Consider the following 24,582-nt stretch of genomic DNA (forward strand, 5'->3'; position numbering starts at 1 on the left):
CTTAACTTAGTGCCATTAACCTATACCCATCACAAACCGTTATGGGTAAGCAATGTTCTGGCGTGGATTCCCGCCAAAGCCTTGCTTTTCGGGAATGATGGCACTGAGAATATTTTTGTATATCACCTCATCCGTCACAGCCGCTTGGCGGCTGTCCATGCAAGATTTGTTCCTCAGCAATAACGGTTGGGGCCGTATGCAAAGGCTGATCCAATTGCAGAAAACCTAAAAGATAGCTTTTGGTTTTGGCCATTACTATCTTAGTTACTTACGATTGTCACGTGGATCCTCGCCAAGCGAGGATAACGTTGATGCACACTTCTAGTAACAGCTACGCTTGCCAAGCACGGATGGCAAAGTTTGCATATAACCCCAAGGATTAGTGGAAACTTATTGATTTTAAGTGTCATTGTTTTTGTAAAGAGGTTTCTTGCGCAATAGCACGACAAAATTCCTGAAAGTGCATAACTTCAGTTAATAAGCCTTTATATTTAATACAGGAATGTGTCTTTTATTTTACCAGTGATTGTAATAAGTCACCGTAAATTAGGTAAATATTATAGGGTATTATTGGCAGTGAAAAGGGGTATATAATATCAGACCGCAAGGGTAGCCATTGGTTGCATTGTAATTTGGGTATATAGCTGGGTTAATTTAATGGACGTAACAACGGCAAGTATAAAACTATCATTCAAGGGGGAGTGATCTTTATGCAAAAGAAAATATTATTAGTTTTTTTGTCTTCATCGCTGGTCGTTGCTCCAAATTACAATTTTGCTGGTGGTAAATACCAATACCTTGGTATGGATCATGCAAAAGCCAAGCACAATGTAAGTATTAAATTGCTATACAAAAGCTCAGCCCAAAAAACAAATGCTTTAAAAATGGATACAAGCGATGCGTATAAAGGATCTGAAGCACAAAATATTTCAGGCAATAGCACGCAAGTAAATCCAGCAACAGGTGTACTGCATTTATCAGTTCCTATTGTTCAAATGCATGGAAATCTATCTTTAAATCTTAGTATTAATTATCAAAGTGATCGTAGTGGTAATCTTGGCTTACCTATAGGGTGGCGCTTTAATATTGATTCTATTTCATCTAAAGAGCATGTCGTAAATTTCAAAGGCCGTAATTATTTGATTGATTATGGTTGGGAAGATCATACTCACTACAAATCAGGCCTTAAATATTTTAATATCCATGGGTATTCTTTCAAAGAGATGCCAGAAAATACAAATTTTCCTCTGAATTATAATGATAAGCGCCAATATAAATACCTTATTACAGCTTTAGATGGCTCCCATGAATACTTTGACTCCACGGGGAAACTTTTAGCACAAGATGATCGTTTTGGCAATTATATACAATATTACTATACAAAACCAAACGTTGGTGCTAAGAACAATTATCTTAAATTGATTTGCAATAGTAATGGCCAAAATATTAATTTTATTTACAGCGAAAATAATACGTTAGCAATTGAATTTTTTGATAGTGCACATCAGTCGCATAAGCAAGTAATCAGCTTTACACAGCAGGGAGTTCAAAGCTATACAGATGAATTAGGGCTGACAACTTATTATCATTACACACAAAGATTAGGTCAAACGCTGTTAAGTGAAGTGGATGCACCAGATGGACTAAAAACAGATATTGCTTATCAAAGTTTACCTTATATAGGCGTAGATAATCAGCAGTACGCGCTAAATGCTGTTAAAAATGTGATCATGTATGACAGGGCATCAGGAGAAAAATTGCACGAGGCATATTATGAGTTTAGTGCGCATAATTATACGGGCTTTCCAAGCTATGTGTTTAGTCATTTTCAGGATAATTTACGCGATAACCATCCAAATTTTAGCTATAGCGTTACTGTGACGGAAAAAGCAGTGGATGCGCAAACGGGTAATGATGTATTAAGAAAAACAAGATCTGTTTATAATGGCATGAGTCAGCTTGTTGAGCAGGATCTTTACAGGGAAAATGACAGTCCAACACAGCCTTATTTTAAACAAGTTTATCAATATGACTATCATGGTGAATATAAATATGCAACACACCCAAATTCGCCTACTTCAATTACACAGATGCTTTATGATCCGTTGCATGGAAAGTATGTAGAGCTTGCAAGAGATGTTTATCAATATAATGATTTCGGCAATACAATATCATCCTTACACTACATTTACGATAGAACAAAAAATATTGAAACCCTGGAATCAAAGATTAATCAAAGCTATGATTCGCATTATGACTTATTAATAACTTATGAAGCGCAATACCTAAATCCGTTGACTCAGGATTTTGACACGCTGTCAAAGAAAAATACGCTATCTGCAGATGATAAGGAAATTATTCAAACTGATCGCTTTTATGGTAAAGACCAAACACCTTGGAAAACAGCTAAATACACTTATAATGCCTTTGGCAAGAATACCGGGAGTACAGTTTCTTGGAGTGCACTAGGGCACCAAGGAATACAAACAAAAACCGTAAAGAAGCAATATATTTATGACAATCAAGCGAAAACCTTAAAAGTTGTCAGTATTGATGCGTTGAATAATCAAAGTGATAAAATTTATGATTTAACAACGGGATTGTTGCTGTCTTCTGTAGATAATTTAGGTAATAAGACAACGTACAAATACGATCTTGATGGGCGTTTAACCCAAATTATGTTCCCCAATGGCAATATGGTTACTTATACTTATAAAACATATAGCAAAGATGGCATTAATCAAAAGATTATGCGCTCTGAGCTGGGTAGTGTTAGCATAAAAACATTAGATGCAATGGGTCGTGTTGTTACAAGCGCAAGTAACAGTAATCCCAATAATTCCGCTCAAATTATTGTCAATAGCAAAGTGACATATGATGGTTTTGGAGAGCCTGTTTTATTAGAGGATGCACTTGGTAATAGTAAAAAAATTGACTATAACGACCAAGGGCTGCCCGTAAAAACTGTTGATAGTGATGGTAATGTATCTGAAGTGCGTTATGACTATGTGGATAATTCTCAAACGCTTACAGTTAATGGGATTTTAAGAAAAAAGGTAGTTTATAACAGCGACAAACAACCGATCAAAATAATTGAATATCCCAATAGCCACAACCCATATAGCCCACATTATGAAAAAATAGAAACAAGGCTTTATGACGGTGCTGGGCAGCTTGTTCAAGTTAGCCATAGCATTTTGGAAAATAACAGCCTTAAAAGCATTGATAGTATCACTGTAAGCTATAATCCTGATGGTAAAGTATCTCAAGAGCGCTTTGATCATAATGATAGCTCAATGCTCATCACACAGCGCTATGATCTTACAGGGAATGTGCTTGATAAAGTCAAATCATTAAATACAAATGGGCAAAGTCAATCGATAAGATCAGATTCTTTTTCCTACGATCAAAGTGGTAATTTGATTAAAATTATAGATCGGGCGGGGAAAATAGAAACATATCAATATGATGCTGATCATCATAAAATTGCACAAACACAGCATGATGGTCATCGTATTTATTTTAGTTATGATAAAAATGGAAATTTAATCAAAAAATCTTGGGAAGATGGGCAAGTACAGCATGCTATTTCTTATAGCTATGATAAAGACAATCATTTGGTGAGTGTATCACTTGATGGTCAGGCGATTCATTATCAATATAGTGTTAGCGGTCAGCTGTTATCTATTACTTATCCTGATGGTAAAACACAAACAAGAACATATAATGATCTAGGTCAACTCATTCAGGAAAAAGGTGTGAATGGTGATATTTCAACGTATCAATATTATACAAATGGCAAATTAAAAAAACTGACTAATGCGAGCCATTCAGTCATCATTAATTACAGTGATGTTGAGCGCCCTGATGAGAATAACGTTTATGGTTCAGTATTAAGTGAAACAATCGATAATCTTTATACAGAAAGTGTCAATGATAATGGTTTTGGTCAAAACGTTAGGTTTAAAACGACAACACTATCTGGAGATGTACTTGAAGATAAAACGCAGGTGTTTGATAATGACGGGTTGATAACACAGGTTAAAATGTCTTCTGGAGTTCAACCTGAAAATCCGTCATTAAATTTTGTGAAGCAGTATGCTTATGATGATTTTTATCGCTTAATTGATGAAAAAGCAAGTTATGCAAATAAGCAGACAGAGACGCATTACCATTATGATGTAAATGGCAACATCTTATCAAAGTCAGATAATGAGGGGAATGATACGGTTTATACCTATAACCAGGTTGATGAGCTAACCAGCATCACCAAAAATGGCAGTACTTATTACCCTCAATACGATCAAAACGGTAACCAGATTTTTGATGGTATCAATACTTATTTCCAATATAATACTTTAGGCCAGGTCACGGATGTTTTGACTGGGAATACAGATATTCACTATACCTATTATCCTACAGGTAAGCTTGCTAGGCGACAAACAGCTGGCGATGTAAAAACCTTCTATTATCATGATGGCAAGATAAGTGCAATCGATGATAGTAATATAGAAAATAATTACCTAATGGTCGGTGATCAGCCTATTGCAAATATAGCTGGGCAGAAAACCAGCTATTTAGTAAACGATGGCAAAAATAATAATCTGGTTATGTCTTATATACAAGGGGATCTTAACTTTATTCAGAGCCTGGACTTTAGTGCTTATGGGAAAATAAATACAGCAGGTGCGCATAGTTTAGTCCATGATATTCAAGATAATAGCTTTGGTTATAATGGCGGTTATACAGACCCTGTTTCTCATCGAAGCTTATTTGGCTGGCGCGAGTACAATCCTGCAACGGCTCGTTTTAGTGCGCGTGATGATGTTTCCGTATGGAATCGTTATATTATCGGAGATAATCCATTAGAAATGGAAGATCCAAGTGGACATTTGCCTGAGTTTCCTCAGTTACCAATTTGGGTTGGTGGTGTAGGTATTGGCATCTCTGCTATATTAACAATGACTGGAAAAATCACACATAATAAAGGGCTTACAACAGCTGGAAGCGTTTTAGGCATAGTTTCTGGTGTTGCTTTAGCCTATTCAGTTATTAAAGAAGGGCTTAGCGAGCAAAACCAAGCACCAAAGGGAGCCTCCCTAGGTCAAGAAGAAGACGAGGAATCTGCAAAAACGTTATTACAACAAATAAAACCCGAGCGTGCCTTGGCCATTTGGGCCGGGTTTAATGTAGTGCCTGCTATAGCGCAAGCCATTTTTAATCCACAGTATCATAGTGGAAGGGCTATAGCTTCTTTGGCACTATCTTTGGGTGCATCATTTGCTGGTGCGCTTGGCTTTATTATCCCAGAGTATGCCCCTGTTTTTGGGATGATTGATAATGGTACAGAAGGCTTAGCTAACGCGATTTTAAACAATAATAACCCCAATAAGGCACAGGCTATTATGGCAGGATTGGTATCTGGTATGGTAGCAGGTTATTTAGGAGGTAAGATTTATGCTGGCATTGCTAGCTCATTCGGTGAAAATTATAGTTTTTCCTGGTCAAAGGTGGGGTTTTCAACATTATACTTCGCTGGCAGGGGGCTTGCAATGGAAGCAACCCGCTCAATTACTTATGATTTGCTAACAAGTGCTGATTTTACAAGTAAAAGCACATTAGCACAATTAGGGCAGAACGTCATGGTGGGTACGGGGGTGACCTCGCTTGAAGGCCCAGGAGCCTTTTTAATGGGCGCAAATGGTTTTGCAGTCAAGGGCTTTATATTATTTGAAGCATCAGGAGCGCTGTTTGAGCAAGGGATCCCGTTTGTAGAGCATGTATGGTCAAATGAAATGCATAATTAATAAAAAACAAATATAGGAGATGGTCATGAAGAAGTTAGCAGTTAGTATTTTGGGAGTTTGTTTATTTGGTAGTGCCTTAGCCTCAGTGAATATTGGAACTCGTCGCTTTGAGTATATTCATAATAATCTAAGTGCCAATATAAGGATTGACATAAATAAATGCTATTACTCTATGTGGGATCATATGCACTTTCTAAGTAATTACAGATTGCTTGAGAATATTAAACCAAATAGTACCGGTGACACGTGGGGAAAACAGGAAAAAGGGATGCCAGGGTTTGCTGTCTCATATTATGATAGTCCATCTAATAAGCATTATATAACTTGTCCAGTCGAGGTCGGAGACAGCAAATCACAGAAGTGGTACCGGTTTGGGACGCTGAAATTTAAACAGTGGGGTAGTGGTGATATGAAAGTAGGTGTCTTAAAAGTTGAAAATGACTCCTATGATCATGGTTTGGTAATTGGTGATTTAAAGTCATTAGAGGGAAATCATCATAATGGCCATTTTGATATTGGAAAGATTAATACAGAGGCAAAAAATGTATATGTCTGTGTTTATGAAGAGAATGGTTCTCAACCCGATGAAGCGTGGGCAGTAACCATAAATATGGGGTCTGGGTTTTTAGACACACTAACTGCTGGTGATAAAACAAGCTTATCTAATGGTGTTGAAGATACAAGGAACATTGTTTTTCAAAATAATGAGAATATGGCTTGTTCTCAGAGTTTTGGAAGCTTTAGTACAGATAACGAGGGGTATTTAGGTAATACAGGATTGACGATTACAGTTAAAAATTTGTCATCAGGTCTTAGTCACTCAACGCAGGTTATGCAAAAAGTATATGATGCTCAAGATGATATAACATCATATCGCCCGGCACTGGAAATTTCTACTTCTGCTACCCAACCAAAATCTTGGACAATAAGCCCTTATCATGCTGCTGTCACTTATAGTACAGAGCTTAGCTGTCCATCAGGATTCTGCCCTAGTGGGTATCCCAAAGGGCAAAATGATATTTATATTATATATGATGCATCAATCTCTTAACCTTGGAGAAAAAAATGGGTAAACATATTAACCGAATATTGAGTTTATGTTTTCTATGCATTATTTTCACGATAAATTTTACCTATGCTCAAAGTAACAATCAATCGGTAAAACTTGTTAAGACATTTTATTATGTAGATAATGGTAAGAGTATCAAGGCGTTTTTGCCTGGGCAAACTGCTGAAAAATATAGTTCAATACAGCCTCAAAGCTTTGATTATAGTGCTTATGGATTTGCTAAGTATCAGCGTGATCCCTCACCAGATACAAGTTTTTTATATAATGGTGAATATGATGACCCGAAAGTTTCCACCTTATATCTTCGAGCCAGATGGTATGCTTTAAATGGCAATTTTTTAACACGTGATAGCAAGCTTGATATATGGAATAAGTATGCTTTTACAGCAGGAGACCCGATAAACTATACGGATCCAACAGGTCATGAATCAGCAGGGTGGTGGAATTTTACCCATAGCTCCTTTGCGCGCTTTTGGCAGAGTGTATACTCAACCCCAACAGGGGCTGCTTTTTTTTCATTGGGTGCAGCGCAAGCAGGCTACGGTATGACCAAAATGCTTATAAACCGTAGTTTTATGGCAGGTGCAACTTCTTTTGTGCTAGGCGGTATTTTTATGGCACAAACAATGTTGCCGGTATTAGCACCACAGCTTATGATGCAAAATAGCTCAATAATCAACCTTGGTATACTGGGTGTCTTTGTGTTGCCTAGTGTAGCGGCAACGGCTAAAAGTTATTATGATCCGCCTGAATGGGAGTTTGTTAATAACAATATAGACTGGGATAGCTACAACATGGCGAATGGAGTCAGGATTCGAATTAAAGGTGCGTTTAGGCGAAACGTCATCAGGAGGCTCTTAGGGAGAGACCGAGAAATGACGGCAAGTGAGAACAATGGTATGCTGGTAGAACCACGGGGTTATCAATTGGATCAACAAGCGATTAACGACGACGTAAGAGCAAGAGCCGCTGCTCAAAGAGGTCAAAGAGCGCCAGAAGGTCCAGTTGATGAAGTAAACGCAGTAGAAGGAATTGGAGAAGGACAAGCAGAATTCGAGTCTGTTGCCGCGGTGGCGGCGGAGTTTCTTTAAGCAATCAACGCTATCTTATGATAACCATTTTTGAGTATACATACGTTAGATAGCATAGTTTAAAACCAAGTTTAAAATAGTTGAACAGGAGTAGAAGAAATGGGTCTTGGGAAATTCAAAAAAATAGTAGTAGCGATTAGTGCTATCATGATAAGCACATCAAGCGTGGTTTATGCGCAAAATCAAATGATACAAGGTGAAAATGCTCATGACAAAAAATTGGTAAGCAATCAAGCTTTTGACCGAAGTACTGATCAGGATAAGAACGCTAAAAGTGCTTATCATGGTTCAGAGGCTAATAAAAAAAGCATTAACTTCTTACAGGAAGCAGTGAATCCTGCCACAAGGGCATTTAACGTTAATTTGTCACTTCTTACGTTTCAAGGCTACTTATCACAACAGCTGAAGATCAGTTTTTCCAGCCTTAATCAGGGGATGCTTGGGTTACCCGATGGCTGGCAATATGATATTGATTACATCGTACCTAATAAGTCAGTAACCGTATCAGGAAGTGCTTATAGTGTTGATTATAATTGGGAAGACAGCACACATTATAAAAGTGGACTTAAGTATCTAAATCAACATGGTGTGAAATTTTCAGCAGTGCCTCAACAGGCACTGCCAGATTTTGTGCATAATGATTCAAGGCGTTACAGTTATCTGCTAAGCTTTCCTGACGGCTCAAAAGAATACTTTGATGCCTCCGGTAAACTATTGATTAATGCAGATCGGTTTAATAACTATATCAGCTATTTTTATGAAAATGAAAAATCTGGTGTGCAAAATAACAAGCTTAGCTATGTGATCGATAGTTTAGGACAGCGTTATAGTTTTTCATACGCGTCTGGAAAAATTACGGTAAGTGCGATTGATGGTCATGGTAACCAGGTGACTTATATACTTGAATATGCATCTAGTGCTGGTGGAGGGTCAAAGCTTACGCGTTATATTGATCCACTGGGCAAAGTCACTTCTTTAAGCTACATTTATTTAAATGGTATTAATGAAATAAATGATATCAAATATCCAAGTGGACTTGAAACACAGGTTTACTATAGTAATCTGCCATATCTTGATGCAAATCGAAAATCACAGAATATTAATGCGGTATCAAAATTAGTTCACTTAAACAGTAGCAGCAAGAAAGTTCTAGATACGACATATTATTCTGCTATTGGTGACTATAATTATACGGGTTATCCGCAATATGCATTAAGTGACCAGGGTAGTGATAATCTAATGGACAGTGATAATACGAAATTTAGATATAATGTCATCTCAGATGATATGGCAGTAAATCCATCAACAGGTGAAGCAGAACATCATAAAACCCGTATGATTTATGATTCGATGAGCCGCCTTTTAGAATCTGATAGCTATGCGGCAAATGATGATATTAACCATCCAACATTTAAAACGCTTTATACCTATCCACAAACAAGCAGTTATCATGATCGTACTGTGAATTATGGTCAACCAATTGAGGTTGATAGTTATGTGAAAGATAATGATGTAACGCATAATAAAAAAGCGACACAATCCGGTAATTATCGGTTATTATCTAAAACAATAAAAAGCTATGATGATTATGGAAATACCATTAACGCTGCCTCATATAATTATAATCCTGTAGTAGGTAAATTGATTAAAGTATCCTCAATGACGCAAACGTTTGATTATCAATATAACCAGCCGTTAACCTCAGTTACAGAAACCTATAACCCGCTGACAGACTCGTATCAGCAAAAAACGACAGATAATACATTAAGCAGTGATCATAAAGTGGTTGACTCATCTAGGTATTTTGTTGATAGTCAGCCGTGGAAAATGCAAAGCAATACTTATGACAGCCACGGGGAGCTTACGTCTAATACATTGTCTTGGATGCAGACAGGGCATGAGGGGGTGCAAAAAATTAAAACAAGCACGGCTTATCAATATGATCCAGACACTGAGGCAATGACTGTTACGACTACAGATCCAGATGGTAATACAACAAGTGAAACGAAAGATACAATTACAGGTCTTGTGACAAGTAAAAAAGATGCATTAGGCAATGTGACAAAATATACGTATGATTTAGACGGTCGCGTGTTAACAGAAACAATGCCTAATGGTAATACTGTGACTACCTGTTATCTTGATAATATTGATGGCGTCAGCTCAGTTATTCAAAAATCGCCCTTAGGATTTGAGTCAAAAGTAGATTATGATGTTTCAGGGAATGAAATAAGTAAGTATGCCACCACGGATATGCAAAATCCAACCAAGCTTATATTACAGCAAACAAACAGCTATGATGGTTTTGGTAACCTGACTAAAACAACAGATGGTTTTGGTAATGTCAATACAACGCAATACAATGCTTTTGGCCAGCCGATATTGAAAACAGATGCCTTTGGCAATACCATCAGTATGACATATGATTATGCAGATATGCTGGTTAAGTCATACACCAATAAAAATTTGATTAAAGAGACCTATTATAATGCGAACCAAAAACCTTTAAAGCAAATAAATTATCCAAACCCAGCCAATAAGAATAACCCTGGTTATGCAATTATGCAGGAATCTCTATATACAGGTGATGGAAACCTTGTTGAACAAGACAACTATCAGCTATTAAACTCATCTGATGGAAAGTCATTTGCGCTTTCTTCTCCCATCTTATTAAATAAAACGACACGGTATTATAATGGAGATAACAAGGTATCTAAAATAATCTTTCAACAAGGGGAGACGACAGAGCAGGAGACTTTGACTAAAGATTTATTGGATGATACATTGCAGGCAGCCAAGGAAATTAACACGCCTTCTGGGAAATTTGTTGTTACAAGAGATAAGTTTGGTTATGATAACAACGGCAAGGTTATCAGTGATACGGACAGGCTTGGCGGTGTTGTTAAGTTTGCTTACGATGCTAATGGAAATTTAATCTCCAAAACACGCCGTGATGGTACAGTTATTTATTTTCAATATGACAATGATGGGAATAAAACCAAGATGTACTGGCATGATAATACGGATGGAAAAGATCATAGCATTAGTTACACATACGATAAAGATGCAAACCTGATCTCTACAAATTATGATGGGCAGATAATGAATTTTAACTATGATTTATCAGGAAAATTATTGTCCACGACCTATCCGGATGGTAAGACAAGCAGCACGTCTTATAATGCGTTAGGTCTGCCGGTTGAATTAACAGATGTTAATGGTCAAAAGACAGTATATAGCTATGATGATCATGGCCGTCCACTATCAATTTCTATGGATGGCAATCAATTAAACTTCAATTATGGTGTTGATGATAATGGTATGAAAGGCGCATTGGTTTCACAAACCGTTGTGGGTCAGTATACAGAGGAAAACCATGTTGATGGTCTTGGGCATCCTGTAGAGCTTATTAGAACAACACCGAAAAATGGCGGTAAAGTGCTACTTGACGTGAAGCGTTACTTTAATGCATTGGGGCAGTTAACGCAGACTGTCACCACATCTGCACTAAGTCCGAATGATCCAAATTTAAATCAGACGAAAGACTATGTTTATAATGCCCTAAATCAACTGACTTTGGAAAAAACAACACCATTAATATCTGGTCAACCAAGTACGCAAATCTCTTATGCTTATGATGGAAATGGCAATATTTTAGAAAAAACAGAAAATGGTGTAAAAACAACTTACAGCTATAATACTATGGATCAGCTGTTAAGCCTGACAAAAAATGGTCAAACTGTAAATTTCACGTATAATAAAAATGGTGATCAAGTGACGGATGGCAGCGGGAAGAACTATCACTATAACGCGTTAAGCCAGCTTGTAAGTGTAAGTATTCCATCACAAAATACGCAATTAAATTATGATTATTATGCAACTGGGCTGATGGCGCACCGCACGGTAACATCAACGAATACTTCTGCAACAGATTCTCAAAGCACAGATAGCTATTATTATAGGGGTGATATTATGACAGCAATTAATAATGGTGATAATCTCACGAGTTTCTTGATGGAGGGTCCTAATCGTATTGCTGCATTAGCGCTCTCTGTAAAACCGTAGTACAAGTATAAACTAACTTTTTATAGGAGCTTTCAAGGGGGTATGCCACTTGTGAATCACTTTTCGGTGTTTAGTTGCAAAGCGCTTTGCGAAGATTTTGGTGAATTGGATTGCAGGTAATCGTTGGAACTATTACCAAAATTCAAGTTATCAAGAGCACACACAAGGCAAAGCAGGAAGTACAGAAAATGGCTTATGGGTGGTAGATAATAATATTGGAGGTGTTATCTTGAATCAAAAGATTTTGGAAAAACTTTTATATCCAACAAAGATGTATAGCAATTCAATACGTAAACTCAATCAAAGAATAGAAAATCTGGATCTTATTCTATTTCAGGTGAATCTAAGAAAAAAAGAGAACACTGCTTCTGTGTTCTATCACTTAAGTGCGGCCGAAAAATTTTATACCTCACGCTTTTTTCAAGAGGGTATGCTAAGAATAAATTATGAGGAATTAGAAACGGGGATTTACATTAACAATGCGTATCTAGGTAATAATTTTTGTGAAGTATATTTAGGTATAGTGGAGCAAGAATGCAACCTTATAATATGTGTTAGGAAATATCAGCAATCTAAAGTCATATTTGTATTTGGTTATCATATTAAAAAAAGTAGGAATATTGAGCAAGCCAAAGATCATGTCAACATTATAACTGAATATATTTTAACCTGTTTTAACTATGATTATGATCATATTTTTAACCATTTGGTTGATGTCAAATGGTTAAAACCATCTGGCTATTTACGTAATACATTTCTTTCTGAGGAGCGTATTTTCCAAGTATATAAAAATTTTTTTAATAAAAATGTTTGTAGGCTTACAAAGCGGCAAAAATTAGTGGCAACACTGATTTATTTTGGCAAGTCTATAGATGAAATTGCAAATATTTTAGGCATCTCCAAAACAACAGTAGTCTCTTATATTGAGATTTTAAGAAATAAGCTCAATGTGAACTCAAAGCTTGGTATTGCAAATTTTATTCGAGAGAATAAGTTTCTTATTAGAGACTATGGGTATACGACAGAGGATGCTGACTTTGATGAACATGAGAAGTCAGTGGGAAAAAATAAGTGTTCGAGGAGTGCCATTAGTTTGTAAGTGGTGTATCAAGCAGTAGCCAAAATATCAGAGGATTGTGTTAAATGATGAAAATATTATTACTATTACTTACCTTAATAATAAGCGCGCAAGTATTTGCGCAGGCAGATAGGGATTTATATATTTATAATGACTCTCAGGATACATTAGTCATTACACCAGGGAAGACCAAGCATATGACGGAAGCCCCTTCAAAGGCAATTACGCTGGCGCCTGGGCAAAATGGAGTTTATAAAATTCATGATGATGGATTTAGAGATGGCGCACAAATTGCTGATTTTCAGGTTTCAGACACAGCTTCAGGCACAAAAAACACACTTTCTTTTGAGCATAAATTAAGTGCTTCTGGTTGGATAACAACAATAGACTATGATGGAACACTAAGCGTAAATGCTTCTTGCGGTTCTAGTGGGAAAAATTGTTTAGCGCCAAACTCCCAAAAGGATGCCAGTAACCACAATGCAACTGTTCACTTTCACTCATATTTTAGCAAAACGCCTGTTTTTGAAGAAAATTTTAGTGGTAACCAAGTTAATGAACAAAATTGGAACTATAGAGATTTAGGAAAGCGCAATCATTGTATTAATACCAAAGATGCCGTAAGTGTTAATAATGGCTATTTAACGATAACAACTTATTCAAAAAAGCTATCTAATGGGAAAGTAGCAAATTATTGTGGTATGATTTCAACAGGGACGTCTAAATCTGGTAGAGGCTTTTTGTATAAGTATGGATATTGGGAAGCTTCAATACGTTTTCATTATACACCGCATGTGCAACTGGCATTTTGGATTCAATCTCCTACCATGGGGGTAAACCCCCATGATCCCGAAGGCTCAGGCCTTGAAATGGATGTTTTTGAGCATACTGCAGGTGCTAAGAAAAATCATTACGATCAAGCCTTTCATTGGAATGGTTACGGTAAGTACAAAAAGTCCTGGGGAAGTGACCATTCTAACAGCAGTTTAGACAACTCTAAATTTCACCTTGTTGCAATTTCATGGACACCATGTGGCTATACAATGTATGTAGATGGTCATAAAACATCACGCTCTCCTGGTTCTGTTCCTGTATCTCATGCACCAGAATATATTATTCTAAGTACAGAAGTGCCTTTTTCTTACCCATCTGGCGGGTTTGGACCATTAGGGAAAAGCCATGCAACATTCTCAGTTAACTATGTGAGAGTTTATCCATATACAGGGCCTTCTAAGTGCACACTAACCTAAGCATAAATTTTGGCGTCATTCATAGTCTTGTATGAATCGTTTTAAAAAAAATTACTTGGCGTCGGCGTCAAGAATGAAAGTATTATCTAAATTAATATCATCTATTCTTATTTCATGGTTTAATACAAACGGATATTGGCGGATAAAATCCATAATTTTTCTTTTGCTGTTTAATTTAAACTTTTGTTTGATAATTTCTATATATGTATTAACTGTGTTATTTGAGATATTCATGCGCCTTGATATTTCACCTGTTGTGCATCCTAAATAAATGTACTTTGCCACTTGTTTTTGCCTATCAGGTAGTTTTAAGTCTCCTCGAAATGGGAAAAAGGTTGTGTAGGTTTTTAAAGAAATATCATGAGTGGCTGTAGCTTTTTGGCTTGTGCCCTCTTTATATACTTCGCTACAAAAAGTATCAAAACTTCTTATTATTATATTATTTTCAATAAAATACTTATCTATTATTTCAAATAAGCTCTGAAGAGGAAGTAATTGTTTTTGAGAGAGCGCACAACGATAGTCCAAATAGCTATATTGGTAGATTATCTTAAAGTTGTTGATAGATGATATGTACATATAACGATTGTAATTATCTATTTTTAGAAGCTCCGACATGCGCTTATTAAAACCAATCCCATAAATATCGTCATTATGATAAAGCCCTGAGCATATTTCGTTATAATGAAGAATTGGACTGTGGTGTTTGAAAAACGAAGAAGTGAAATATTTTTCTGCAGAGCCTATGGAGGCGTGGATAGGAACACTATAGTTATTTTGCCGGATATTGATTTGTGCTAATTTGAGATTAGCAAAAGCAATTTGCTCGTTGATATAATTAACGATACCGGAAAATTTTTCAGTTGGTTTTATTAAGCAGTCCATTGGAAGTGCTAGGCTATTTTGCTCTAGATAAATTATTGATGATTTTTATGGGGAGGGTCAAGACTTATTTTACCCCAAGCATTTTATCGCTGTCATTATAGGCTTTTTCAGTAAATGGCCCCATCCATTGCTTAATCTCATTAAATGTGTTGATAAAATCTGCCTTACCATTGTTTTGTTGAAGACGCTGTATTTGTTCTTGAATTAAATTGACATAATCCTGAATCATATCAAGGCGATTTTTATCTGAGGCGATAATATCGGCATAAAGATTTGGATCCTGGTGAAAAAGTCGGCCAATGATGTTGAGCTCCATTTTGTAAACAGGGCTTGATAGTGATAAAAGTGTATCGACATCGATATGGTTTTCTTTAAGAAACAAGCCAACACAGAATGTTGTAAAATGCTCGATTCCTTGAATAAACGTCATTGCCAGATCATGCGCATCCGCCGTCATCTCTTTTAAGATGAAATGTAAACGAGACAAATCATCAATAAACCATTGATAAGCGTGTTGTAAGCGGCCATGACAGTAGACGATAACCTGTTTGTCTGCTTTGGCAATGCTTGGGCCAAAGATAGGGTGCAGTCCAAGTACAGGGCCTGTGTGTGCTTTAAGCATTGCTTGTAAAGGTGCTGATTTAATGCTGGTGATATCGGCTAAAATTGTTTTATGTGTGATATATTGGCTTACTTGATTGATAATATCAATTGTCTTGGCAATCGGTACGGCAAGAATTACCAGGTCTTGCTTTGCCAGTTTTTCCTGTGGTGTTTGCCAGTCAGCTTCAGTAAAGCAAGTGATATGGTAGTTGGGCAGGCTAGAAAGAAATTGATAAAGCATTTGCCCCATAGCACCATTGCCACCAATAATACAAATATGTTTTTGTTGGGTGATTGTTGACATATTTATACCTTAAGCCATAAAGTAACTGGACCGTCATTGGTTAAGCTGACTTGCATGTTTGCCCCAAATTCTCCATGTGCAACGAGTTGATGTTGCTTGGCAATAAGTTGGCAAAACTGGTCAAATTTTTTTGTGGCAATTTTTGGTGGACATGCATGAGAAAAGCTTGGCCTTAAGCCTTTTTTGGTATCAGCAGCTAAGGTGAATTGCGGTACTAGAAGTAAGCCGCCATCAATGTCTTTTAAGCCAAGATTCATCTTGCCTTGGGCATCTTCAAAAATGCGATAATTGAGAAGTTTATGTGCCATTTTTTCAAAATGCGATTGTTCATCATTTTCTTCAATACATACAAGCGCCATAATGCCTTTGTTTATTTGTCCAATGATCTTATCATTAACTGAAACATGCGCATGACTGACACGCTGAATAAGTGAAAGCATTTAGTTTTAATAGATTTCTTGTAATTAGTGATAAGCATACGTTTTTTTCAGCTTGAAAGAAATATTCTTTTTGTTCCGTGCTCAAGAAAAATAACCATTTTGTTTGTCAAGTGAAATAAAAATGACTAACATGCTACTGTAATTATTAACGTGAGGTAAATTTGTGAATCATAACATTGTCATTTTGGGAAGCCAGTGGGGTGATGAAGGCAAGGGTAAAATCGTTGATTTCTTAACGGATAAAGCCGATGCAGTTGTACGCTTTCAAGGCGGGCACAATGCTGGACATACACTTGTGATCAAAGGTGAAGTGACCAAGCTTCGTTTAATTCCTTCTGGTATTTTGCATGATGGTGTCAAAAGCTTTATTGGCAATGGTGTGGTGGTTTCTCTACAGGCGCTGATTGCTGAGATGAATGAATTAATTGATCGCGGTGTGCCTGTATTAAGAAGACTTCGCATCAGTGAAGCCTGCCCGATTGTTTTGCCAGTTCATGTTGCATTGGATGAAGCAAGAGAAGCAGCGCTGGGTGATCAGAAAATTGGTACAACAAAGCGTGGTATTGGGCCTGCCTATGAAGATAAGATTGCCAGGCGTGCAATTCGCATTGGAGATCTTCGCCATCCAGAAAAGCTGAAACAAAAACTAAAAATCTTATTAGATTTACATAATTTCACGTTAAAACATTATTATAATATCGCTGAGCAATTTGATGTGGATGCAACTTTTCAAACATTGCAAGAATATGCGCAAACAATTTTGCCAATGATTACAGATGTTTCGGCTGAATTAAATGCAATTCGTAAGGCAAAAGGGAAAATTATCTTTGAAGGTGCCCAAGGCACACTTTTAGATATTGATCATGGCACTTACCCTTATGTGACATCCTCTAATACGGTTTCAGGAACTGTTTCTTCTGGTGCTGGCTTTGGGCCTTGCTATCTTGATGCGGTGATTGGTATCACAAAAGCTTATACAACACGTGTTGGCAGTGGCGCTTACCCGACTGAGCTTTTTGATAAAGTAGGTGAGCATCTGGGGGTCAAGGGCTGTGAGTTTGGTACAGTTACAGGTCGAAAACGTCGCACCGGCTGGTTAGATTTAGTGGCTTTAAAGCGTGCGATTGAAATCAACAGCATTACCTCAATTTGTTTGACTAAGCTTGATGTCCTGGATGGATTAGAAGAAATCAAGGTTTGTATCGCGTATGAGTTAGATGGTAAGCGTGTTGAGTACCCGCCATATGACAATGCAGATTATGTGCGTTGCAAACCGGTTTATGAAACGCTTTCAGGATGGAAGACTGCAAGTTTTGATCAAAGAGATTACAGTAAGCTGCCAGTTCAGGCGCGTGCATATGTGAAATTTATTGAAGATTATCTTAAAGTTCCCGTTGATATTATTTCAACAGGGCCTGAGCGTGATCAAAATATAATCGTTAAAAATGTCTTTTAAATACTTATAGGCCAACAAAACACGATCCGTTTCATTGTGATTACTAAAAGTGTATTAACGTCATCGTCGCTTGGCGATGATTCACGTGATGATTGTTGGCAGCCTAAAGCATTACCAGTACAATAAATTTATCCTTTTCTTGCTTGTTATTGCATTGAAACTTCCGAAGTCTTTCCTTTATAGTTTATTGAGGTTTTATATAAATGAAAAGGAAATAAAATGAAAAAGCATGCTGTTATTACAGGGGCATCACGCGGTATTGGTTTTGCCGTTGCTGAATATTTTGCACAAAATAACTATCATTTAACGTTAATTGCCAGAGATAGTAATGGTTTGTCAAAGGCAAAGAGTAAACTGCAACAAACAAACCATAATATTTCAATCAACAGCTATGCGGTTGATTTATCACAAGGCGCGCAAGCTTACCAAAAGCTTCAAAATATTGCACAGGAAGCAGGAGAAGTTGATGTTGTTTTTAATAATGCAGGGGTAGCAAAAATGGGCACACTGGAATTAGAGTATGATGATTTTTCACACATGATTGATGTGAATGTGAAAGGTTTTTTCAGTGTGGCGCAAATTTTTGGCCGCAAACTCAAAGCACAAAATAAGGGTTATATCATCAATCTTTCATCCATGTCAGGTAAGCGTGCTTTAACTCGTACTGGTGGTTATGCGGCGTCGAAATTTGCAGTCATTGGTTTTAATCAGGCTCTAAGACAAGAGCTGGCACCCTATAATGTCAAAGTGACCGCAATTTGCCCTGGTATGATTGATACGGATATGACCGCACAGATGAATGTGGATAATAATAAGAAAATGACAACCAGGGATATTACCAATGCAGTTGACTTCTTGCTAAAAGCTGGCGCAAATGCCGCAGTTGAGACTTTAGATATCCAGACAGATATTTTTCCAACATAATATTTATAAAAGCGAACCATCTTGATTTTTTCCTAATTGATCATCTGGGTTGAATAATTGGCATTTATCTAAGGAGAGACAACCGCAACCGATACAAAATCCCAGTTGGTCTTTTAAGCGTGTTAGGCGCTCAATTTTCTGTGTTAATAGCGATTGCCATGAGTCCAGATAAGGCACATGTAGTGAAACTTGTTTATAGTGCGTATTTAGAATCAAAGATTTATAAAAATGATGAGGCGATTTATCGTTATATTGCAACGAGAAAAGTCAAAATCTAAGCTGATTGTGGTACCGTTTGAACAGGTGCTTGTGGTGTGGATTCTGTGTCGCCTAGCTGTCTAAGTGGTACACCATCTTCCAGGTTTTTCTCGATTTTCTCTAAGCTCACCCCTTTTGTTTCTGGAACAAAAAACTTCAAAAAGACCATTGAGAGAATACAAAACCCGCCAAAGACAAAGAAGATTGAATAATTTCCATAAGCCTTCATAAAGCTTAATGCATTAGCCATTACAAGGCCTGCAAATGTCCAGTTGACCATGGTCGTTACTGTCATACCAATTTCACGTCCTTTAAGTGGGAATATCTCAGCACAAATTACCCAGGCAACAGGTCCCCAGGAGCAGGCAAAACCAAAAATATAAACGATAGCAGAAAGAAGCAATACGGCATTTGTAATACTGCTAGGGCCGCTTTCATGGATCGACAGGAAGGCAAAGCCGGCTGAGAACATCGAAACCATCATGATGACAGCACCAAAGTATAATAATTTTTTGCGACCCCATTTTTCAATCCATTTTACCGCAGGGAAAGTAAATAGCATATTGACGGTTGGGATTGCTAATAATGCGATAAGCCCTGTCATGCCTGCATAGCCAAAAATTGTTGGCGCATAGTAGATCATCATATTAATACCAACAAGCTGCTGGAACATCTGAAGCACAACGCCAACAAGCAGTATTTTCCAAAAAAAGCCTTTGGTAAGCATAGCCGCGCCACTTCCTTGGTTAACCGCAATGCTTTCTTTGATCTCAGCGACTTCTTTTTGTATTTCCTCTTTACTGGAGCGCACTTTATTAAGTACATCAAGCGCCTTATCATGCTTGCCTTTAAGCATCAGCCACCTTGGACTTTCTGGTAAGAATAAGCTGCCTAAGAACATAACAAACGCAAAGATAAGAATAACGGCAAACATTAAACGTAGGGATATTTCTGTATGCCCGAGTATTTTCGCAATAAACACATTGGTTGCCGCGATTAAGAAAATACCGATGGTGATCATTAATTGAAAAAGCGTTGCCATGCCACCGCGAATAGAAGTTGGCGCGGTTTCTGACAGATAAAGGGGCACAGTAAAAGAAGCAACCCCAACAGCAAAGCCAAGGCCAAAGCGGCAAGCAACCAAAATGGCAAGTGGTGGTAATAAAGCTGAAACAAAGGATAAAACTGAAAATAAGAAGCCGGCTAAAACCAGTACTTTTTTACGACCAAGTGTACGAGCAAAAAGTCCACTTAATAATGCGCCAAGAATCCCGCCCCAGGCTAACACGGCGGAATAGTTTTCCCCTTGGGAGATATTAAGTGTGTAAACGTGGTCAATGGTTGATAATGAATTTGCAATAAATCCTTGATCAAGACCAAACAATAAACCGCCTAATGCACCGATCAGACAGATCATATAAACGATTCTTTGATATTGTGTGTTTTTTGTCTGAACATTTTTCATCTGTATTACTCCCCTCAGATTAAATGTTAAAGTTTGCGTTGTTATTTTCCGCCTTAATTATTTTTTTGTCAATCAGTTACATTGCTGTAAAATAAAAAATTTAATCTGTAAGTAGGTGAGTTCTTTTGGGGTTCAGATAGTGCGTTTAAGTGGCCGGGTTTTTGGGGCTTAGCTGTAAATAAAGAACAGATTGGCTGTAATAATAAACGTTGTGGTAATGATAGCAAAAATTACATTGACCGTATGCGCAAGTCTTTTATTTTTGGTGTGTAAATAATAATTCAACAGCATCACAATCAAGGTGATGATCATAAAGAGAAGCGTGCTAAGTTGTATCTTATCCACAAGCCCAATGGTTGAGGCAGGAGGTAAGATCGCATCGGTGGAAATTTTGCTGCCAACCACGGCAAAAATTGCTGCAGAGTTAAGTGCTAAACGACTTTTAATATCAGGTATTGGCACGAAGAACATACAAAGCACGAGAAAGCAGGCAAGATAAAGCATACCAAATATATGAATAAAAGTGCGAATGTTATTATGAGAAATCTGTACAGAAAAGGTAGCACGCGAGTATTCGCTGGTGCCATGACGCTCTGGTTGCCCAAAGCTTGTTGCGTAATGATAGTTGTTTATTTGCCAAAAGTGCAAGCCAATAAGCCAACCGCTTACGGGGATTGTATGATCGATACCAGAATGCGTATTATCAGCAGTAAATTGCAAATTATCAGCAGGATAGTCACTGTCTTCAATGATAAGCGCGATGTTTTGTGTGCTAAAGGGAAAATCTTTGAAATCCCAGTCCTGGTATAATGTAGCACGTATTTTATATTGTTTTAAAGTGCTACCGTTACTTAATTGTTCTTTATTTTGATACATGATAACGCTGTTTTCAGCATTGATAATATCGATTACATTATTATTAAATTCTTCATTGGGGTAAATAAACCAAAGCCAAAAAATCACAGAGACGGTTTTTTTTTGTAGGTTTATATTGTAAATATGTGAAATATAAGCGCCAACAACCACTTTTTCGGCACTTTTTTGTGAAGCCACAGCTTTTGTTTGTATCCCAAAGGTCGCAATCAGCAATAAAATGGCTGTAATCAAGGTGTTTTTCATGATGTCTTTACTGATTTTTTGCTCTGTGTTTTGTCAAGTATAGTTAAAAATACTAAAGGGGAGTTGCAAGAGCTGTTTATGTATCTTGTAAACTGTGATATATATAGCAAGCAGTAAGATGTAGAAACCGTCAAAGCATTCTTTGGCGGAAGAATATTTTGAGGACACAATGAAAATAGCAATTTTTGGTACAGGTTATGTAGGGTTAGTGACTGGAACATGTTTTGCGGCAATGGGAAATCATGTCTGTTGTATCGATGTTGATACAAAGAAAATTAATGATTTAAAGCAGGGAATCTCGCCTATTTATGAACCTGGCCTTGATGATCTTATTAGAAAAAACCTAAACGATGGGCGTTTGACATTTAGTGTTGACCCCAAAGACGCAATTTTAAATGCAGAGGTGATTTTTATTGCTGTTGGTACACCACCAGATGAAGATGGCTCGGCTGATTTGAAATATGTTTTACAGGTGGCAAAAACCATTGCTGAGAACATGAATGACTATAAAGTTATTGTCAATAAGTCTACGGTGCCTGTGGGTACTGAATATAAAGTGACCGAAACCGTTTTGAATGTGTTGGCACAACGGGGTAAGCAGTTAGACTTTGATGTGGTGTCAAACCCTGAATTTCTCAAAGAAGGTGACGCAATTGCAGATTGTATGCATCCAGATCGTATTATCGTTGGTGCTAATTCGGAAAAAGCAGCCGATATCATGCGCCAGTTGTACTCGCCATTTGATCCAAATCAAAATCGCGTAATGGTGATGGATGTGCGTTCGGCTGAGATGACTAAATATGTGGCCAATGCCATGCTGGCAACAAAAATAAGCTTTATGAATGAAATGAGCCAAGTTGCAGAGCGTGTGGGTGCGGATATTGAAAAAATTCGTGTTGGTATTGGTGCGGACCGTCGCATTGGTTATCATTTTATTTATGCAGGTTGTGGTTATGGTGGTTCATGCTTTCCAAAGGATGTTCGCGCATTATCACAAACTGCCAAGGAATATGGCTATGATGCAAGAATGCTAAAAGCCGTGCATGATGTGAATGATGATCAAAAAGAAGTATTATTTGAGAAATTTTTTAATTACTTTAATGGTGATATCAAAGGTAAAACGGTTGCTGTGTGGGGCTTGGCTTTTAAACCAAATACGGATGATATTCGTGAAGCGCCTGCTCGTGTGTTGATTGAAAAGCTATGGCAGCATGGTGTGAAAGTAAATGCTTATGACCCTGAGGCGATGACAAGTTTTGCTAAAGTGTATCAGTCAAATGAAGGCTACCAATTAGTAGAAAGTGCTTATGAAGCGTTACAGGGTGTAGATGCGCTTTTTGTCGTCACTGAATGGCAGAGCTTTAGAAGTCCTGATTTTGATGTGCTCAAAAAGAAGATGGCCAGGCCTGTTATTTTTGATGGGAGAAATTTATATGATAAAGCGCGTTTAACAGCAAAAGGAATTGACTACATTTCAATTGGCCGCTAATTAGTTTGTAGTTATTATGTAGCCTGTTGGTAAAATTTATAATTAACGTGGGCAGGTCTCCAGACCGCTAAAGAAATAAGCAATTTCAGTTTTTGCAGTATCTTCAGCATCTGAGCCATGAACGGCATTTGCATCAATGCTTTGTGCAAAATCGGCACGAATTGTGCCACTGGCAGCTTCCTTAGGGTTTGTAGCACCCATTAATTCACGGTTTTTAGCAATTGCGTTGTCACCTTCAAGTACTTGAATCATAACCGGTCCTGAGCTCATAAAAGAAACAAGATCTTTAAAAAAGGGACGTTCTTTATGTACTGCATAAAACTCACCTGCTTCTTTTTCGGATAAGTGTGCCATTTTTGCAGCAATAATTTTTAAGCCCGCTTTTTCAAATCGGCTGTAAATTTCACCGATAACATTTTTTTGTACTGCGTCAGGTTTGATAATTGAAAGTGTTCTTTGGATAGCCATGATTTTCCCTTATGTTTTTACGTTGAATTTTGTCAAGGGATTATACAAACGTGTCAATTAAATGCAAGTAAATCAAAGTGTTATTGATTATTTTACTTTTGCACGTGAATGAAAAGCTTTGAATAACGAAAAGTAAATAGTTATTATGTCAGTTCGGTTGTTATGAATGATTTGAATGTAGGGGATAATGGAGCAGGTTGAGCAAAATGTTTCATCGATGAAAAAACTCGGTGGTATATTAATCATTGCAGGAACATCAATTGGTGCTGGGATGCTTGGAATTCCTTATGCAGTTGCAGCCGTTGGTTTTTTTGGCGCGGTAATATTGCTTTTGGTGACATGGCTTGTGATGTTGGCAACGGCGATGTTAATCGTTGAGGTAAATGTGCGCCAACCATTATCGGCAGATCTTAACACCATGGCAAAAAACACATTAGGGCGTTCGGGTCAGGTTGTTAACTGGGTGGCGTATCTGTTGTTGCTTTACTCGTTAACAACAGCTTACATCTCCATGGGGGGGAGTTTAGTTGATCAATATGTCTTTCATATTGTTTCACGCTCACTAAATTGGCATGGAGCCTTGGTATTTACCCTGGTGTTAGGCATTGTTGTTTATTTGGGTACTTTGGTGGTTGATCAGTTAAATAAATTGTTTTTCACGCTAAAAGCACTTTGCTTTATCGGGCTTGTTATATTTGTTATTCCGCATGTGCAGCAAAATTTATTAACACAGGCACCTGTTGGTGTGAATTATGCCTGGTATGCTTTTCCTATTTTAACCACCTCATTTGGTTTGTCGAGTAGACATCTC

At 37.4% G+C, this 24,582-nt stretch carries 17 protein-coding genes; 11 read left to right on the forward strand and 6 right to left on the reverse strand.

Annotated elements, in window-relative coordinates; translation table 11 throughout:
• The 7 genes from DNK84_RS14575 to DNK84_RS01210 form a co-directional block, all read left to right on the forward strand.
• Positions 1-183, forward strand: a 183-nt coding sequence (locus DNK84_RS14575; protein ID WP_208123226.1) for a hypothetical protein, incomplete at its 5' end; no start/stop codon positions are given.
• A gap of 527 nt (positions 184-710) precedes the next feature.
• Positions 711-5,807 (forward strand): RHS repeat domain-containing protein, encoded by a 5,097-nt coding sequence (locus tag DNK84_RS01185; protein WP_119342751.1) that lies wholly within the window; start codon positions 711-713, stop codon positions 5,805-5,807.
• Positions 5,808-5,832: 25 nt separating this feature from the next.
• Complete coding sequence (locus DNK84_RS01190) at positions 5,833-6,858, forward strand: hypothetical protein (protein ID WP_119342752.1); 1,026 nt, start codon at positions 5,833-5,835, stop codon at positions 6,856-6,858.
• A gap of 14 nt (positions 6,859-6,872) precedes the next feature.
• Entirely contained in the window at positions 6,873-7,967 is a 1,095-nt protein-coding gene (locus tag DNK84_RS01195) for an RHS repeat-associated core domain-containing protein (protein ID WP_119342753.1), read from the forward strand.
• Between the two features lie 99 nt (positions 7,968-8,066).
• Entirely contained in the window at positions 8,067-12,032 is a 3,966-nt protein-coding gene (locus tag DNK84_RS01200; protein ID WP_119342754.1) for an RHS repeat domain-containing protein, read from the forward strand.
• A 199-nt stretch (positions 12,033-12,231) separates the two neighbouring features.
• Complete coding sequence (locus tag DNK84_RS01205; RefSeq protein ID WP_162902142.1) at positions 12,232-13,131, forward strand: helix-turn-helix transcriptional regulator; 900 nt, start codon at positions 12,232-12,234, stop codon at positions 13,129-13,131.
• A 44-nt stretch (positions 13,132-13,175) separates the two neighbouring features.
• Positions 13,176-14,360, forward strand: coding sequence for a glycoside hydrolase family 16 protein (locus tag DNK84_RS01210; protein ID WP_119342756.1), 1,185 nt, complete (start codon positions 13,176-13,178; stop codon positions 14,358-14,360).
• 51 nt (positions 14,361-14,411) lie between these two features.
• On the opposite strand, the gene DNK84_RS01215 is transcribed toward DNK84_RS01210, so the two are convergent.
• The 3 genes from DNK84_RS01215 to dtd all read right to left on the reverse strand — a co-directional run bounded on the left by DNK84_RS01215 (position 14,412) and on the right by dtd (position 16,592).
• The gene (locus DNK84_RS01215; protein WP_119342757.1) at positions 14,412-15,245 is read right to left on the reverse strand and encodes a helix-turn-helix transcriptional regulator; all 834 of its coding nucleotides are present in this window, start codon (positions 15,243-15,245) and stop codon (positions 14,412-14,414) included.
• Positions 15,246-15,309: 64 nt separating this feature from the next.
• Positions 15,310-16,152: a bifunctional chorismate mutase/prephenate dehydrogenase gene (gene tyrA / locus DNK84_RS01220; RefSeq protein WP_119342758.1), complete on the reverse strand. Its 843-nt coding sequence runs from the start codon at positions 16,150-16,152 to the stop codon at positions 15,310-15,312.
• Between the two features lie 2 nt (positions 16,153-16,154).
• Complete coding sequence (gene dtd, locus DNK84_RS01225; RefSeq protein ID WP_119342759.1) at positions 16,155-16,592, reverse strand: D-aminoacyl-tRNA deacylase; 438 nt, start codon at positions 16,590-16,592, stop codon at positions 16,155-16,157.
• A gap of 163 nt (positions 16,593-16,755) precedes the next feature.
• On the opposite strand from dtd, the gene DNK84_RS01230 reads away from it, so the two are divergent.
• Both DNK84_RS01230 and DNK84_RS01235 read left to right on the forward strand, forming a co-directional pair.
• The gene (locus DNK84_RS01230) at positions 16,756-18,048 is read left to right on the forward strand and encodes an adenylosuccinate synthase (RefSeq protein ID WP_119342760.1); all 1,293 of its coding nucleotides are present in this window, start codon (positions 16,756-16,758) and stop codon (positions 18,046-18,048) included.
• A 219-nt stretch (positions 18,049-18,267) separates the two neighbouring features.
• Positions 18,268-18,972 carry an SDR family NAD(P)-dependent oxidoreductase gene (locus DNK84_RS01235; protein ID WP_119342761.1) on the forward strand — a complete coding sequence of 235 codons (705 nt, stop codon included), beginning with the start codon at positions 18,268-18,270 and terminating at the stop codon, positions 18,970-18,972.
• A gap of 274 nt (positions 18,973-19,246) precedes the next feature.
• Here the strand turns inward: DNK84_RS01235 and DNK84_RS01240 are convergent, their stop codons facing one another.
• Both DNK84_RS01240 and DNK84_RS01245 read right to left on the reverse strand, forming a co-directional pair.
• Positions 19,247-20,695, reverse strand: coding sequence for a sugar porter family MFS transporter (locus DNK84_RS01240; protein WP_119342762.1), 1,449 nt, complete (start codon positions 20,693-20,695; stop codon positions 19,247-19,249).
• Between the two features lie 168 nt (positions 20,696-20,863).
• Complete coding sequence (locus DNK84_RS01245) at positions 20,864-21,814, reverse strand: ligand-gated ion channel (protein WP_119342763.1); 951 nt, start codon at positions 21,812-21,814, stop codon at positions 20,864-20,866.
• Positions 21,815-21,983: 169 nt separating this feature from the next.
• On the opposite strand from DNK84_RS01245, the gene DNK84_RS01250 reads away from it, so the two are divergent.
• Positions 21,984-23,303, forward strand: coding sequence for a UDP-glucose dehydrogenase family protein (locus tag DNK84_RS01250; RefSeq protein WP_119342764.1), 1,320 nt, complete (start codon positions 21,984-21,986; stop codon positions 23,301-23,303).
• Positions 23,304-23,345: 42 nt separating this feature from the next.
• On the opposite strand, the gene ndk is transcribed toward DNK84_RS01250, so the two are convergent.
• Positions 23,346-23,771, reverse strand: coding sequence for a nucleoside-diphosphate kinase (gene ndk, locus DNK84_RS01255; protein ID WP_119342765.1), 426 nt, complete (start codon positions 23,769-23,771; stop codon positions 23,346-23,348).
• 187 nt (positions 23,772-23,958) lie between these two features.
• On the opposite strand from ndk, the gene DNK84_RS01260 reads away from it, so the two are divergent.
• A partial coding sequence (locus DNK84_RS01260; protein WP_328587415.1) for an aromatic amino acid transport family protein occupies positions 23,959-24,582 on the forward strand: 624 nt, incomplete at its 3' end.

The sequence above is a fragment of the Facilibium subflavum genome, assembly GCF_003574485.1.
Classification (GTDB): domain Bacteria; phylum Pseudomonadota; class Gammaproteobacteria; order Francisellales; family Francisellaceae; genus Facilibium; species Facilibium subflavum.

Bases quoted from the DNA above. Each gene is read 5' to 3' on its own strand.
- DNK84_RS01190 (WP_119342752.1), top strand. From the start codon at position 5,833: ATGAAGAAGTTAGCAGTTAGTATTTTGGGAGTTTGTTTATTTGGTAGT.
- ndk (WP_119342765.1), bottom strand. From the start codon at position 23,771: ATGGCTATCCAAAGAACACTTTCAATTATCAAACCTGACGCAGTACAA.
- tyrA (WP_119342758.1), bottom strand. From the start codon at position 16,152: ATGTCAACAATCACCCAACAAAAACATATTTGTATTATTGGTGGCAAT.
- DNK84_RS01245 (WP_119342763.1), bottom strand. From the start codon at position 21,814: ATGAAAAACACCTTGATTACAGCCATTTTATTGCTGATTGCGACCTTT.
- dtd (WP_119342759.1), bottom strand. From the start codon at position 16,592: ATGCTTTCACTTATTCAGCGTGTCAGTCATGCGCATGTTTCAGTTAAT.
- DNK84_RS01250 (WP_119342764.1), top strand. From the start codon at position 21,984: ATGAAAATAGCAATTTTTGGTACAGGTTATGTAGGGTTAGTGACTGGA.
- DNK84_RS01240 (WP_119342762.1), bottom strand. From the start codon at position 20,695: ATGAAAAATGTTCAGACAAAAAACACACAATATCAAAGAATCGTTTAT.
- DNK84_RS01235 (WP_119342761.1), top strand. From the start codon at position 18,268: ATGAAAAAGCATGCTGTTATTACAGGGGCATCACGCGGTATTGGTTTT.
- DNK84_RS01185 (WP_119342751.1), top strand. From the start codon at position 711: ATGCAAAAGAAAATATTATTAGTTTTTTTGTCTTCATCGCTGGTCGTT.
- DNK84_RS01215 (WP_119342757.1), bottom strand. From the start codon at position 15,245: ATGGACTGCTTAATAAAACCAACTGAAAAATTTTCCGGTATCGTTAAT.
- DNK84_RS01210 (WP_119342756.1), top strand. From the start codon at position 13,176: ATGATGAAAATATTATTACTATTACTTACCTTAATAATAAGCGCGCAA.
- DNK84_RS01200 (WP_119342754.1), top strand. From the start codon at position 8,067: ATGGGTCTTGGGAAATTCAAAAAAATAGTAGTAGCGATTAGTGCTATC.
- DNK84_RS01195 (WP_119342753.1), top strand. From the start codon at position 6,873: ATGGGTAAACATATTAACCGAATATTGAGTTTATGTTTTCTATGCATT.